Source organism: Brevundimonas sp. EU05-FHT14B11, from assembly GCF_058790835.1.
The window spans coordinates 76,292-88,597 of sequence record NZ_JBYTCY010000003.1 but is presented as its reverse complement, the minus strand read 5'-3'; the positions used below and the strand labels follow the sequence as shown (position 1 = coordinate 88,597).

The window sequence follows — 12,306 nt, the reverse complement described above, 5'->3', positions numbered from 1 at the left end:
AGAGTTTGAAAGTGTGTTCATGACCCCGCCGACCGTCGAACAGGTGACTGACTTCCTGCGCGCCCACATCAGCAAGCGAACCAAGGTCCCGGCCGATCAGATCCTGGGCTCCACCGTGCTGGTCGACTTCGGTCTGGAATCCATCGACGCGGTGCTGATCTCGGGTCACATCGAGGACGAGTTCCAGATCGAGGTCGAGCCGTCGCTGATGTTCGAATTTCAGACGCTGGACGAGGTCGCGGCGGCGGTCGTGGCGCTGTTCGACACCCCATGAGCCGGTTCTATCTGGGTCTGTCGACCTCGGGACATGACCCGGCGTTGGCGATCGTGGATGAGGCCGGCTGCATCCGCTTCGCCGAGGCCACCGAACGCTTCATCCAGGACAAGCGCGCCTGGGGCGCGGCGCCGGATCATGTCGGCCATCTGGAAAGCGCCCTGTCCGCCGTCGGGTTTGACGCCGCCGCCGACGAACTGATCGTCTCGACCAGTTGGGCGCGGGTGAAGGCGGACCTTCCGGTGTCGGTGTCCAACGCCTTGCTGCCGGGCTCGGACGGCTTGTGGCTGCGGGGCCTTCAAGCCCACGCGCAGGCGTCGGCGGGCGAGTCCCTGCTGCGCCTTGGCCTCGCCGAGACCTCCCCGGAGGTCCGGTATTTCGACCACCATCTGTCCCACGCCGTCGCAGCCTGCGGCAGCGCGCCGTTCGCCGATGGCCTCTGTCTGGTCATCGACGGGGAAGGTGAGGTGGGCGCCGCCAGCCTGTTCCGTCTCTCCCACGGCAGGCTGAAGCGGCTGTGGCGATCGTGGGGGCCAGGCAGCCTCGGAACCTTCTACGCCTGGCTGACCGGCGTGTGCGGCTTCGACTGGCGCGCCGGAGAAGAGTGGAAGGTCATGGGCCTGGCCGCCTTCGGCACGCCCGATGCGGGTCTTGTGGACGTGTTGGAGACGATGCTCAACATCGTGGACGGGCGGCCCCAACTGCCGGAGCAGGCGGTGATCGACGCCGTGGTCGCCCGTGCAAGGGCGCATGCGCGCAGGCCCTCCGATCCCATCCAGCAGGCCGCCGACCTCGCCGCCAGCGGTCAGGCCGCCTATGGGCGGCTGGTCGATCGCATCCTGCGAAGCTGCTCGGAACTCGGCGAGCGTAACCTCGTCCTGAGCGGCGGCTGCGCGCTCAACTCCTCCTACAACGGAACGATCGGTGGCCGCTTCGGCTTCGAGGCGGTCCATGTTCCGAGCGCGCCCGCCGATGACGGCAACGCCTTGGGCGCAGCCCTTCTGTCGTGGATGCAGGATCATCCCGAACAGTCGGCCGCGACGGGGCGGATCACGCCCTTCCTCGGAACGACGCCCGACCGGCGGGTCATCGACAGAACGGTCGCGAACTGTGGCTACGGTCACATCTCGGATTGCACCGGCCCGCAGGGGCTGGCGACGCTCGCCGGTCGGCTGGCGGCGGGCCGGATCATCGGCGTGATGCGCGGCGCGGCCGAGTTCGGTCCGCGCGCCCTTGGCCATCGCTCGATCCTCGCCGATCCCCGCCCGTCGGACATGAAGGACCGGCTCAATCAACGGGTCAAAGGGCGCGAACCCTACCGCCCGTTCGCGCCGATCATTCCCGCGCACCGGGTGAGCGAGTGGTTCGACCGTCCTCAGCCGTCGCCCTACATGTCCTTCACCCTACCGTGGAAGGCGGAGGTCCGCGACCGTGTCCCGGCGGTCGTCCATGCGGATGGGACTGGTCGGCTTCAGACCGTCGAGGCGGCTTCAGATCCGTGGATGAGCGGCCTGCTCGACGCCATGGAGGCGCGGACCGGCGTGCCGATCGTGCTGAACACCAGCTTCAACGTCATGGGCAAACCCATCGTGCACAGCGTGCAGGACGCGATGGCCGTCCTGGCGACCACGGGGCTGGACGGCGTCCTGCTGGATGACGTGCTCGTCGAGAAGGCGGCGTGAAGCCATCTCATTCGTAAGCCTCCAGTTCCTCATCCTCTGGCTGCCGGTCACGGTGGGGGCGTTCGCGCTCGCCTGTCGCTGGCGGCCCACGGCGGCGGTGGGATTGCTGGTGGCCGTGTCGGTCCTGTTCTGCGCGCAGGCCGGGCCGATCGCGCTCGCAGTCCTGACCACATCCATTCTCGGCAATTTCGCCGCTGTCGCGCTCATTGGCCGGCTGGCGCCTGGATCGACGATGCGCAGGCTTGCCGTGGCGGGCGCGATCATCGCGAACTTGGCTCCGCTGGTGGCCTTCAAGGTGGCGCAGCAAGTGCTTCCCGTGGTCCTGCCGCTCGGTCTGGCCTTTTACACCTTGCAGCAGATCACCTTCGTGATCGACGCGCAGAAGCCGGGCGTCGAGCGGTTGGGCCTGCTACGTTTTGCGGCTTGGGGCTCCTTCTTCGGGCAGCTTCCGGCAGGCCCGATCGGCGCCTACGGCCGGATAGCGCCCCAGTTCGCCCGGTTGGGCTTCACAGCGCCGACGGGGGCGGATATCGCGCGCGGAGGCGCGCTGGTGCTGGCCGGGGTCGTCAAGAAAACCTGGCTGGCCGATCCCATGGCGCGAAAGGTCGACGCCGTCCTGACCGCGGTGGATCTGGGCGCCGTCACCCCGGTCGAGGCCTGGACCGCCGCCTGGGGCTATACGCTCCAGCTCTACTTGGATTTCTCGGCCTATTCAGACATCGCCATCGGCGTGGGCCTGTGCTTCGGTCTGCTGCTGCCGATCAATTTCAACTCGCCGCTGAAGGCCTCGTCGCCCGGTCAGTATGTGATGCGCTGGCACATGAGCCTGATGACCTTCGTGCGAGATTATGTTTTCGAACCGGTGTTCCGGATCGCCCGCAAACTGCCGATCCAACCGACCAGTCGCCGCTATGGCGTCGCGTGGGCGCTGGCCACATTGGTCGCCTATCTGGTTGTCGCGGCCTGGCACACCGCCGCCCTGCTGCCGTTGCTGCAGGGGCTGGGCGTGGCGGCGCTGCTGATCGTGCTCCAGTTCGCCCGCCAGAACGCCCGTGGTGCGCCTCGACCGATCGGCGTCGTTGAACAGCGCGCCCGGCAGGTCGCTGGTCAGGCTCTGATCCTGATCGCCGTGGCGGTCATCGCGCTGATGCTGAGGGCCGGCGACGGCCAGACGCTGGGCCGGGTGCTTCCCGCGCTCGTCGATGTGAAGGCCATATTTGCGGGCCTGGCGCAGGGCATCGATCTGGCCGGCGCCTATCCCAATGCGCGCCTGCCAGGTGTGCGGACACTGGCGATGATGGGCGTCGTGACGACGATAGTCCTCGTCTGCCCGAACACCATGCAGATTTTCGGTATCCCCGGCGCCACGCCCGCCCCGGACTGGCTCCGCTGGCGACCGACCCTGCTGTGGGGCGGGTTGACGGTCGGCCTGCTTCTCCTGGCCCTGATCGGCGTCACCCGCCCTGTGCAGCAATACGGCTTCATCTATGCCCAGTTCTGAACCGGACAAGTCGCCCGTCCGGCTGACCCGAGGCTGGTGGATGGGGCTCGGCGCGGGGCTGGCGATCCTCATCGGATATGCGCTGTTCAATGTCGTGGTCGATCCGACCGGTGAATTCGGCCAGTCCGGCCGTCATGCCTTCAACCGAAGCCCTCCGCCCGGCGTGATCGCGCAAGGGGTCGCCGGCGGTAACCCGGCCTTCTTCACGCGCGCCATTCGCGAGCACCAGGGAGATACCTTCCTGATCGGCTCGTCCCGAGCCTGGCGTGGCTTCAACACCTGTTCCCGGCCCGATATCCTGCGGGTCGCGGGATCCGCCTGGGGCGTGCGAGAGATGACGCGGGTCGAACGGGCGATCCTGAACAGTCGCACAGCGCCTGCCACCATGTTGATCGAGGTCGGATTGCCGACGCGCGAACGGCCCGCCATCGTAGATCCCGCGCAGGCTGCCCTGTCCACCGCGTTGTCGCCCCGCACCACCCTGCAGTCCGCGCAGACAGTGGTGCACAGCCTCACCGGCGCTAAGGCCTACCCGGCGACCTACGCGCCTTGCGAGGCGCTGGCTCCCGGTGCACGCGACTGGATCCAGGCCGAGCGCAGCCTTCGCTACACGCTGAGCCAGCTCGATACGTCGCCGGCCTCGCTTGCGATGGGACGCAGGAACCTCGCCGGACTTGCGGATCTGGCAGACAATATTTGTCGCCGAACCGGTCTTCGGCACCGGCTCGTCTTCTTCATCCTGCCCGCGACACCCGCCGATGCGCCCGTAAACGGACACGATGTATTGGTCCAGGCCAACGCAGCGCGGATCGCCGCGATGTTCGCCGGGCGTCCGTCGACCGTTGGGGGGTGCGACATTCGTTACCTGAACTTCACCTCAACCCCGCTGGGGAACGAAGCCGAACAAGCGCTATGGCGTGATCGCGAGCAGTGGACCGACTATTTCCACTTCTCCGCACGCCTCGGCGAAACGGCGCTGAACGCGCTTTTGAGCGCGTCGCCATGAGGCTCGCTTCTTCTGGCGCGTTGCTGACCTGAGTTGGTCCGGCGATGAGTTGGACTCTCTCGGCTAATGAAGCCATTGCTGTGATGGCGACGCCCATCACCGGCGTTCAGCGTCGCCGTCAATGAGCGTGGCTGGCCGACAGCGACTGTGGACGCGATGCCAAGTCCGCCGGTTCGCAGCCCAACTGCTGCTGCGCGAGTTCGAACACCGTGACTGCCGTGGGTTCTGCTTGCCGTGCTCGAGCGCGCTTACGTACCGCTGCGTGAACCGAAAGTTTATCCGGTTTACGCGTCAAACATTTCAAATAACGGGAAGAAAATCGCGGTGTGGCGGACAGAGAGGGATTCGAACCCTCGGTACGCTTTCACGTACACACGCTTTCCAAGCGTGCGCGATCGACCACTCCGCCACCTGTCCGTTTCCACGACGCGCGTGAAACGCCGGACGGTCCATCCGGCGAGGGGCGCTGATTAGAACAGTCGGACCCCCTCGGCAAGCGTCGGATGATGGCCCATATGGGCGGCGTACGATTTGTCCGGAGTTCCGCCATGCTCTCGCAGAAGACCACCATGCCCACGCCCGGGTCCGCGCTGCCCGGCCGGGCGACGCCGGTGACCACCGATGAGGTCCATTTCGTCACCGGCCGTCCGCTGAAAGGACCGCATCCGGAGGGCTTCCAGACCGCCGTCTTCGGCATGGGCTGCTTCTGGGGCGTGGAGCGAGTCTTCTGGTCCCTGCCGGGCGTCTGGGTGACCTCGGCGGGCTATACCGGCGGCTACACTCCCAATCCGACCTATGAAGAAACCTGCACCGGCCTGACCGGCCACGCCGAGGTCGTGCAGGTGGTCTTCAATCCCAAGGAGATTTCCTACGCCGACCTGCTCAAGGTGTTCTGGGAAAACCACGACCCCACCCAAGGCATGCGCCAGGGCGGCGACATCGGCACCACCTACCGCTCGGCCATCTACTATCTGGACGAGGCGCAGCGCGAACAGGCCGAGGCCTCGCGCGACGCCTACCAGGCGGCCCTGACGGCGGCGGGGCAGGGGGAGATCACCACCGAGATCACCCCGGCGGGCGTCTATTATTTCGCCGAGGATTATCATCAGGGTTATCTGGCCAAGAACCCCGAGGGCTATTGCGGCATCGGCGGGACGGGGGTGACCTGCCCCATCGGCGTCGGCGTCACTTCAGTTTCCGGGGCCTAGGATGGATCGCGCGGGGATCGGCAAGGCCTGTCTGGCCCTTCCGGGGGCGACGCTGGATCACCCGTTCGGCGACCATCACGACGCCTACCGCATCGGCGGCAAGATGTTCGTCATGGTCGGCGAGCAGGGCGGGGTGTCGTTCAAGGTCTCGGACATCGCCTATGAGGTGCTAACCGAGGAGGGCCGCGCCCGCCCGGCCCCCTATCTGGCCCGCGCCAAGTGGGTGAACCTGCCAGATCCGTCCGCCTGGCCCGACGACGAACTGGCCGAGCATTTCGCCATCGCCCATTCCATCATCGCGGCGAAGCTGACGAAGAAGCAGCGGGCCGAACTGGGGCTCTGACGGGCGTTGCGCCGCCGGCGCGTTGCACGAATCCGCCAAACGTTGTTCTCTGCCTGTCTCGGGGGAGATCATCATGACCGGCAGACATCTCATCATGGCGGGCGCCTGCGCGCTCGCGCTCGGATCCTGCGATCAGGCGCGGGTCAACGTCACTACCTCGGACGGGCCGCAGGTGGTCGCCGCCACGGATATCGAAGCGGGCCGCTATCTGGTGCGGGTCGGGGGGTGCAACGACTGCCACACGCCCGGCTATCCCCAAGGAGGCGGCAAGACGCCCGAGTCCGAATGGCTGAAGGGCTCCGGCATGGGCTTCATGGGGCCGTGGGGGACCAGCTATCCGCACAACCTGCGCCGCACCGTCGCCGGCATGACCGAGGACGCCTGGGTCGAGATGCTGTCGACGCGCGAAGGCCTGCCGCCCATGCCGTGGCCCAGCGTCCGCGCCATGGCCGACGCCGACAAGCGGGCGCTGTACCGCTACATCAAGTCCCTGCCGCTGGAAGGCGACCCGGCTCCGACGGCTCTGCCGCCCGGACAGACCCCGACCACGCCCTATGAGAACATGGCGCCGGTGATCCCGGGAGCCTAGGGCGCGGTCAGCGCGCCTTCTCCTCGGCGATCCAGCGGTCCATCCGCTCGTCCAGCAGCGCCATCGGCAGGGGGCCGTCGACCAGCAGGGCGTCGTGGAAGCGGCGCACGTTGAAACGGTCGCCCAGTTCGGTCTCGGCGCGGGTGCGGACCGCGCGCAGGCGGATCTCGCCGACCTTGTAGGCCGTCGCCTGGCCCGGCCAGCCGATATAGCGCTGCAGTTCGGTCTCGATGTTGTGCGGGGCCAGGGCCGAGTTGTCGCGGAAGCAGGCGCGGGCCTGTTCGATGTCCCAGCCCAGCCAGTGGATGCCGGTGTCGGCCACCAGGCGGCAGGCGCGCCACATCTCGTAGCTGAGCCGCCCGAACCGCTCATAGGGCGTGCGGTAGAAGCCCATCTCCTCGCCCAGGAATTCGGCGTACAGCCCCCAGCCTTCGGTGAAGGCGGTCACGTCCACGCCGCGGCGGAAATAGGGGCCTTCCTCGGCCTCCTGCTGCAGGGCGATCTGCAGATGGTGGCCGGGCACCGCCTCATGCAGGGTCAGGGCCGGAAGCTCGTACAGCGGCCGCTGGTCCAGCCGGCTGGTGTTGACGATGTAGCCGCCGGCGATCCCGTTCTCCATCGAGCCGGGGAAGTAGCGGCCGGTGGTGTAGTTGGCCTCGATCTCCGCCGGCACGGGCCGCACGCCATAGGGCGTCCGCGGCAGGGTCCCGAACAGGGCGGGCAGGTGGTCGTCGGACCGCTTGGCCATCTCCGACGCCTTCTCCAGCAGGTCCTCGCGCGTGGTGGCGTAGAACTGCGGGTCGGTGCGCAGGAAGTTCAGGAAGGAGGCGAAGTCGCCGGTCCAGCCCGCGGCCCGCATCTCGGTGTCCATGCGGGCGCGGATGCGCGCCACCTCCTGCAGGCCCAGCTGGTGGACCTGATCGGGCGTCATGTCGGTGGTCGTGTAGCCGCGCACGAGGAAGGCGTAGAGCTCGCGCCCGCCGGGCCGATGGACCAGTCCCAGCGTCTCGGGCGCGCGGGGCAGGTAGTCGTCGCGCAGGAAGCGGACCCAGGCCTGGCGACGCGGCATGATCTGCCGGGCCACCACCCCCTGCGCCCGCGCCAGCAGTTCCGCCTGCTTGTCCGCCGGGATCGAGGCGGGCAGGGCGGCGAACGGCTTCAGCAGCGGGTCGGTCGCGGGCGTCAGCGCGGCTTCCGGCTCCATCAGGCTGAGCGCGTTCTCGACGATCGAGCGGGGCTGGACCAGGCCGGTCGCCAGCCCGCGCCGGGCGTTGGCCAGCTGGTCGTCATAGAGGGCCGGCATGGCCTCCAGCCGGGCGATATAGGCCTCGGCGTCGTCGATGCTGGTGATCCGAGTGACGCTGGCGACATAGCCGAGGCTCTGGCCCGGCCCGCCCTCCGAGCTGAAGGCGTCGATCCGGCCGGTGTCCAGCGGGATGCGGTCGCGGGCACGCTTGATGACATAGGCCATGAAGGCGTGGTTCAGCCGGTCTTCGTCGTTCAGCCGCGCCGGATCGATGGCCGCCAGCCGGTCGGCGAATCCCTTCAGCGCCGGCTCCTGCGCCACTTCGAACGCGCGCGAGGCGTCGGGCAGGCGGCGCAGGGCGTCGCGGTCGCCCTCCATCCCGGCCGAGATCGGATCGACCGACCGCAGATAGATCTCATAGTCGTTCAGCAGGGCCGCCAGGGCCGGGTCCTGGGCGTTGCGCGTCGCGGCGGGCTGGGCCGGGGTCTGGGCCCCGATCTCAGCGAAGGCGGGGGCGGCGCAGGCGGCCAGCAGGGCGGCGCCGGCGACGGCGAGAACGAGCTTCATTTGGGGTCCCTCCCGGATGCGGACGGGACTGCACCGGAGCGCGGGCCTCGCGTCAACCGCAGAAGGCGAAGAACCGCTCGACCCGCTCGTCCGAGCCCGGATGCGGGGCGTAGGCGTGACGGGTCTCGCCCTCCCACACCGCCAGCCAGCCGGTGCGGCGGAAGCGCTGGAACACCGGCTCCCGCGCCTTGGCCTCGGCGGTCAGGAACAGGCCGTCATTGACCTCGGACGCCTCGGCCTCGGCCGGGAAACGCTCGGTCTCGCCGCCGGACTCCAGATGGATCTCGGACGCCGCGCCGACCGCGGCCAGGGCGCTCAGGGCCAGCTGACCCGAGTGCTTGCGGCAATCCAGGCCGATCTTCAGGTCGTCGCTGGCCTCGGCGCCGTAGGCCAGCCGCGCCTCGTCGCCGTCCTGGTTCAGGTGCCAGTCATAGCCCTGCACCGGCGCGGGCGAGCCGGACGAGGCGGGAGACAGCCCCATGCCCGGCTGGGAGGTGGTGTTACACGCCGCCAGCGCCAGCGTCAGGCCGGCGGCGGCGATCAGGACGGTCAGGCGCATGGGAGAACTCCGGCTCAGCCGGAGCACAGTTCGGCGAAGCGGCGCAGCTTGGCAAGGTGCGCGGTCGGGACTTCGATGGTTCGCCGCTGCTCCCCGACGGCCACGCCCAGCCGTCCGCTGACGCCGAAGGCCGTGAACACGGGGTGATCGGTGCGCAGCGCCAGCTTGATCCCGCCTCCGCGCGCCGCCTCGGACTGGGCCACGGCCGAGGCGTCGCCGGCGGTCACCCGCGCCATGCCCGCGCCGGGCTCGCCACCGTACAGGGTCAGGCGGGCGACGCTGCTGCCGGGATCGCATTCCAGGGTCGTGCGCAGATTGGCGGTGTCCGGCACCTCATTGGCCAGCACCACGGGCGTGTCGGCGTACAGGGTCCAGGTCCATGCGGTCTCGGGCGGAGCCGCGACCGCGTTCTGGGCGCCCAGTGTCAGCGCCGCCGCGGCGGCCAATATGGCGATCATGCGTTCAGCCCCCGCTGCAAGCCTGTCTGTAAAAGGTGGTCAGGCCTGTTCCGTTCCGCAATAGGCGAAGAAGGCGCCGATCAGGGCACGCTCCTTGTCGGTGGCGGTCAGTTCGAACCGCCCGGCGTCGCCCTCGACGGCCAGCACGCCCTTGCGGGCCCAATCGCGCAGGGTCGGATCGTTCAGGGAGATGCGGGCCTCGTCGGCCAGCTCGCCGTCCAGCGGGTCGATGGGGGCTTCGGTCATGGAGGCGTGGATCAGGCGCGGGGTGGCGGGTTGCACGTCGCCATAGACCACGGCCTGGGACCGCCCCGGCTCGCAGGTCATCATCAGCGCCAGCTGGTCGGAGTTCTCGACCCCATAGGCCAGCTTGGCCATCCGGCCCTCATGGCTCAGGTGCCAGCCCATGGCCCCAGACGCGGACTGGGTGTCCGAATTCGACGCGCTGGACTGCGCGGCGAACGCGATCAGGCCCAGGGCGGCGACAGCAGGGACAACGAACTTCAGCATGGGACGGACACTCACCTCTGATCGGCAAACGTTGATGTCCGTTAAGAGTTCACAGCTCAGCTGAACGGCGGCTGACCGCCGTGTCCCAAACGCGACACGCCCGCCGGGGTCGCCGGCGGGCGATCAGGGTGACGGTCGGAGCCGGCTAGCCTGCGCGAAGCGCCAGGCCGCGTTGGGTCGGGAGGTCCCGAAGGGCCGACGGTCCGCGGCCCGCTAGAATGGGCTGAAGCGCTCCACCAGCGACTGCGCCGCCGGGGTGGCCTGCATGCGGCTGATGTCGCCCCGGCCGCCGTAGCTGATGCGGGCCTCGGCGATCTGGGTGTGGTTGATGGTGTTGGCCGAGGAAATGTCCTCGGGGCGCACGATGCCGGCGACGGTCAGTTCGCGGACCTCGCGGTTGGTGCGCACTTCCTGCCGGCCCTGGATCACCAGATTGCCGTTCGGCAGGACGTCGGCGACGACGGCGGCGATGGTCAGGCTGACCTTTTCGGCCCGGTTCACCGAGCCGGAGCCGGTGGCGTTGGCCTGGCCTTCGGTGCCGATCATGTTGGCCGGGTCGAAACCGCCCGGGAAGGCGCGGCCCAGGCTGTTTTCCAGCCCGAAGAAGTGGGTCACCCCGCCCGAGGCCTCGTTGGTGCGGTTGCGGGTGGTCGAGTTGTTCGTCTGGGCGCGGTCGTCGATGTCGATGTTGACGGTCACGATATCGCCGACGCGGCGGGCGCGCTGGTCGCCGAAGAAGGTCCGGGCGCCCGCGCGCCACAGGCTGTTGGCGCTGGCCGCGCGGTCAGCCGCCTGCTGCTCGGGCGAGGGCAGGTAGGTCTGGCTGGTCGGCACCAGCGCCGCCGGATAGCCGATGGGGGCCAGCTCTGGGCCGCGCACCGCCTCGATGGCGGTCGAGCAGGCGCCCAACGAGAGGGCGGCGACGGTCAGGATCAGGGCGGTACGCATGTGACTTCCCCTAGCGGGCGGCGAACTGTTGGGTGCGGATCGATTGGGCGGCGGGACCGGCGACGGCCTGGCCCGGGCCGGTGGCCACGGCGTCGATGACGCGGTTGGATTGCAGGTTGCGGATGGCCACGCGCTGGCCTTCGGCCGCATTGCCCTCGGCCCGGCCGGTGATGGTCAGGCGCACGCCGCCGGTCTCGTACAGGACCTCGACGATGTCGTTGCGGGCGATGACCCGCTCGGCGGCGCTCGGCGCGCGGGATGCGGTGCGCACAGGGGCGGGGGAGGCCGGGCCGGCGGCCGCGACGGCCTCCGGTGCGCTCGCGGACGGAGCGGAGGCGGCGTGGCGCACCACGACCCGGCGCAACCCGGTCGGATTTGCCCAGTCCAGCCCCGCCTGACGGGCCATGCCCTGCAGTTGGGCGGCCTCGAACACGATCGAAGGGCCCGCGCGGCGGCCGACGACGACGTTCGCCGCCCCGCCCGCGCCGTCGAAGATGTCGCCCAGGGTCACCTGGCCGTCGTCGTCCACCGGATTGGCCCTCAGCGTCACCGGGCCCGCCAGCGCGGGACCGGCCAGGGCGAAGGCGCAGACGGCGCCGAGGATCAGGGCCCTCACGACTTCACCTGCGAGGCGACCGACAGCATCTGGTCGGCGGTGGTGATGACCTTGGAGTTCATCTCATAGGCCCGCTGGGCGATGATCAGGGCCGAGATTTCCGACACCGCGTCCACGTTCGACGACTCGGTGAACTTGTGCAGGATCTCGCCGAAGCCGACCTCGCCCGGCGTGCCGACGTTGGCCGCGCCCGAGGCGGCGGTCTCCAGCAGCAGGTTGTCGCCGATGGCTTCCAGGCCCGCGTCGTTGAAGAAGGTCGCCAGCTCCAGCTGGCCCACGACCGCCGGGGTGGTGCTGCCCTGGGTGAAGACCTGCACCTGGCCGGACTTGGAGATCTGAACGTCGATCGCGTCCTGCGGGATGGTGATGTTGGGCTGCACCGCATAGCCGTCGTCGGTGACCAGCTGGCCTTCGCCGTTGATCGCGAAATTGCCGGCCCGGGTGAAGGCCGTCTCGCCCGAGGGCATCAGGATCTGGAAATAGCCGCGGCCGTCGATGGCCATGTCGTACATGCCGCCGGTGTTGCTCGGGGTGCCTTGCTCGGTCACGCGATAGACCGCCCCGGCCTTCACGCCGGCGCCGATCTGGATGCCGGTCGGGACGACGGTGCCCTGGGTGGACGACTGCGCGCCCATCCGCTCGACGTTCTGGTACAGCAGGTCCTGGAACTCGGCCCGTTGGCGCTTGTAGCCGACGGTGTTCATGTTCGCGATGTTGTTGGAGATGACCTCCACGTTCAGCTGCTGGGCGGCCATGCCCGAGGCGGCGGTTCTGAGCGCGCGCATGTCTCAGTGCTCCC

General features: G+C 68.9%; 14 protein-coding genes and 1 tRNA gene. 7 read left to right on the top strand and 8 right to left on the bottom strand.

Annotated features, from left to right (window positions below; genetic code table 11):
* Nucleotides 1–19: 19 nt before the first annotated feature.
* From AC3WRV_RS13660 to AC3WRV_RS13645, 4 genes are read left to right on the top strand one after another with little or no spacing between them, the layout of a single operon-like run.
* A complete protein-coding gene (locus tag AC3WRV_RS13660; protein ID WP_492313681.1) occupies nucleotides 20–274 on the top strand; it encodes an acyl carrier protein in 255 nt (84 codons plus the stop codon).
* Entirely contained in the window at nucleotides 271–1,956 is a 1,686-nt protein-coding gene (locus tag AC3WRV_RS13655; protein WP_492313680.1) for a carbamoyltransferase family protein, read from the top strand. Before AC3WRV_RS13660 ends, AC3WRV_RS13655 begins: the two co-directional genes overlap by 4 nt.
* Nucleotides 1,928–3,457, top strand: coding sequence for an MBOAT family O-acyltransferase (locus tag AC3WRV_RS13650; RefSeq protein ID WP_492313679.1), 1,530 nt, complete (start codon nucleotides 1,928–1,930; stop codon nucleotides 3,455–3,457). The genes AC3WRV_RS13655 and AC3WRV_RS13650 overlap by 29 nt, the downstream gene beginning before the upstream one ends.
* Nucleotides 3,444–4,463 (top strand): hypothetical protein, encoded by a 1,020-nt coding sequence (locus tag AC3WRV_RS13645; RefSeq protein WP_492313678.1) that lies wholly within the window; start codon nucleotides 3,444–3,446, stop codon nucleotides 4,461–4,463. The genes AC3WRV_RS13650 and AC3WRV_RS13645 overlap by 14 nt, the downstream gene beginning before the upstream one ends.
* Nucleotides 4,464–4,790: 327 nt before the next feature.
* On the opposite strand, the gene AC3WRV_RS13640 is transcribed toward AC3WRV_RS13645, so the two are convergent.
* Nucleotides 4,791–4,880: transfer RNA gene (locus tag AC3WRV_RS13640), tRNA-Ser, on the bottom strand.
* A gap of 131 nt (nucleotides 4,881–5,011) precedes the next feature.
* Here AC3WRV_RS13640 and msrA point away from each other — a divergent pair.
* From msrA to AC3WRV_RS13625, 3 genes are all read left to right on the top strand, one after another.
* The gene (msrA, locus tag AC3WRV_RS13635; protein WP_492313677.1) at nucleotides 5,012–5,671 is read left to right on the top strand and encodes a peptide-methionine (S)-S-oxide reductase MsrA; all 660 of its coding nucleotides are present in this window, start codon (nucleotides 5,012–5,014) and stop codon (nucleotides 5,669–5,671) included.
* Between the two features lies 1 nt (nucleotide 5,672).
* Nucleotides 5,673–6,014, top strand: a complete 342-nt coding sequence (locus AC3WRV_RS13630; RefSeq protein WP_291833648.1) for an MmcQ/YjbR family DNA-binding protein — start codon at nucleotides 5,673–5,675, stop codon at nucleotides 6,012–6,014.
* Nucleotides 6,015–6,087: 73 nt separating this feature from the next.
* Nucleotides 6,088–6,603 (top strand): cytochrome C, encoded by a 516-nt coding sequence (locus AC3WRV_RS13625; protein ID WP_291833646.1) that lies wholly within the window; start codon nucleotides 6,088–6,090, stop codon nucleotides 6,601–6,603.
* Nucleotides 6,604–6,610: 7 nt separating this feature from the next.
* On the opposite strand, the gene AC3WRV_RS13620 is transcribed toward AC3WRV_RS13625, so the two are convergent.
* From AC3WRV_RS13620 to flgG, 7 genes are all read right to left on the bottom strand, one after another.
* On the bottom strand, nucleotides 6,611–8,416 hold the full coding sequence (locus AC3WRV_RS13620) for a DUF885 domain-containing protein (protein ID WP_492313676.1): 1,806 nt from the start codon (nucleotides 8,414–8,416) through the stop codon (nucleotides 6,611–6,613).
* A 52-nt stretch (nucleotides 8,417–8,468) separates the two neighbouring features.
* The gene (locus AC3WRV_RS13615; RefSeq protein ID WP_291833640.1) at nucleotides 8,469–8,975 is read right to left on the bottom strand and encodes a hypothetical protein; all 507 of its coding nucleotides are present in this window, start codon (nucleotides 8,973–8,975) and stop codon (nucleotides 8,469–8,471) included.
* 14 nt (nucleotides 8,976–8,989) lie between these two features.
* The gene (locus tag AC3WRV_RS13610; protein WP_492313675.1) at nucleotides 8,990–9,433 is read right to left on the bottom strand and encodes a hypothetical protein; all 444 of its coding nucleotides are present in this window, start codon (nucleotides 9,431–9,433) and stop codon (nucleotides 8,990–8,992) included.
* A 39-nt stretch (nucleotides 9,434–9,472) separates the two neighbouring features.
* Nucleotides 9,473–9,943 (bottom strand): hypothetical protein, encoded by a 471-nt coding sequence (locus tag AC3WRV_RS13605; protein WP_492313674.1) that lies wholly within the window; start codon nucleotides 9,941–9,943, stop codon nucleotides 9,473–9,475.
* A gap of 213 nt (nucleotides 9,944–10,156) precedes the next feature.
* Nucleotides 10,157–10,891 (bottom strand): flagellar basal body L-ring protein FlgH, encoded by a 735-nt coding sequence (gene flgH / locus AC3WRV_RS13600; protein WP_492313673.1) that lies wholly within the window; start codon nucleotides 10,889–10,891, stop codon nucleotides 10,157–10,159.
* A 10-nt stretch (nucleotides 10,892–10,901) separates the two neighbouring features.
* Entirely contained in the window at nucleotides 10,902–11,507 is a 606-nt protein-coding gene (locus AC3WRV_RS13595; protein WP_492313672.1) for a flagella basal body P-ring formation protein FlgA, read from the bottom strand.
* A complete protein-coding gene (gene flgG / locus AC3WRV_RS13590) occupies nucleotides 11,504–12,292 on the bottom strand; it encodes a flagellar basal-body rod protein FlgG (protein WP_492313671.1) in 789 nt (262 codons plus the stop codon). The genes AC3WRV_RS13595 and flgG overlap by 4 nt, the downstream gene beginning before the upstream one ends.
* Nucleotides 12,293–12,306: the final 14 nt, after the last annotated feature.

Excerpts from the sequence above, each read along its gene's own strand:
- AC3WRV_RS13660 (WP_492313681.1), top strand. The coding sequence starts at position 20 with ATGACCCCGCCGACCGTCGAACAGGTGACTGACTTCCTGCGCGCCCAC.
- AC3WRV_RS13655 (WP_492313680.1), top strand. The coding sequence starts at position 271 with ATGAGCCGGTTCTATCTGGGTCTGTCGACCTCGGGACATGACCCGGCG.
- AC3WRV_RS13650 (WP_492313679.1), top strand. The coding sequence starts at position 1,928 with ATGACGTGCTCGTCGAGAAGGCGGCGTGAAGCCATCTCATTCGTAAGC.
- AC3WRV_RS13645 (WP_492313678.1), top strand. The coding sequence starts at position 3,444 with ATGCCCAGTTCTGAACCGGACAAGTCGCCCGTCCGGCTGACCCGAGGC.
- msrA (WP_492313677.1), top strand. The coding sequence starts at position 5,012 with ATGCTCTCGCAGAAGACCACCATGCCCACGCCCGGGTCCGCGCTGCCC.
- AC3WRV_RS13630 (WP_291833648.1), top strand. The coding sequence starts at position 5,673 with ATGGATCGCGCGGGGATCGGCAAGGCCTGTCTGGCCCTTCCGGGGGCG.
- AC3WRV_RS13625 (WP_291833646.1), top strand. The coding sequence starts at position 6,088 with ATGACCGGCAGACATCTCATCATGGCGGGCGCCTGCGCGCTCGCGCTC.
- AC3WRV_RS13620 (WP_492313676.1), bottom strand. The coding sequence starts at position 8,416 with ATGAAGCTCGTTCTCGCCGTCGCCGGCGCCGCCCTGCTGGCCGCCTGC.
- AC3WRV_RS13615 (WP_291833640.1), bottom strand. The coding sequence starts at position 8,975 with ATGCGCCTGACCGTCCTGATCGCCGCCGCCGGCCTGACGCTGGCGCTG.
- AC3WRV_RS13610 (WP_492313675.1), bottom strand. The coding sequence starts at position 9,433 with ATGATCGCCATATTGGCCGCCGCGGCGGCGCTGACACTGGGCGCCCAG.
- AC3WRV_RS13605 (WP_492313674.1), bottom strand. The coding sequence starts at position 9,943 with ATGCTGAAGTTCGTTGTCCCTGCTGTCGCCGCCCTGGGCCTGATCGCG.
- flgH (WP_492313673.1), bottom strand. The coding sequence starts at position 10,891 with ATGCGTACCGCCCTGATCCTGACCGTCGCCGCCCTCTCGTTGGGCGCC.
- flgG (WP_492313671.1), bottom strand. The coding sequence starts at position 12,292 with ATGCGCGCGCTCAGAACCGCCGCCTCGGGCATGGCCGCCCAGCAGCTG.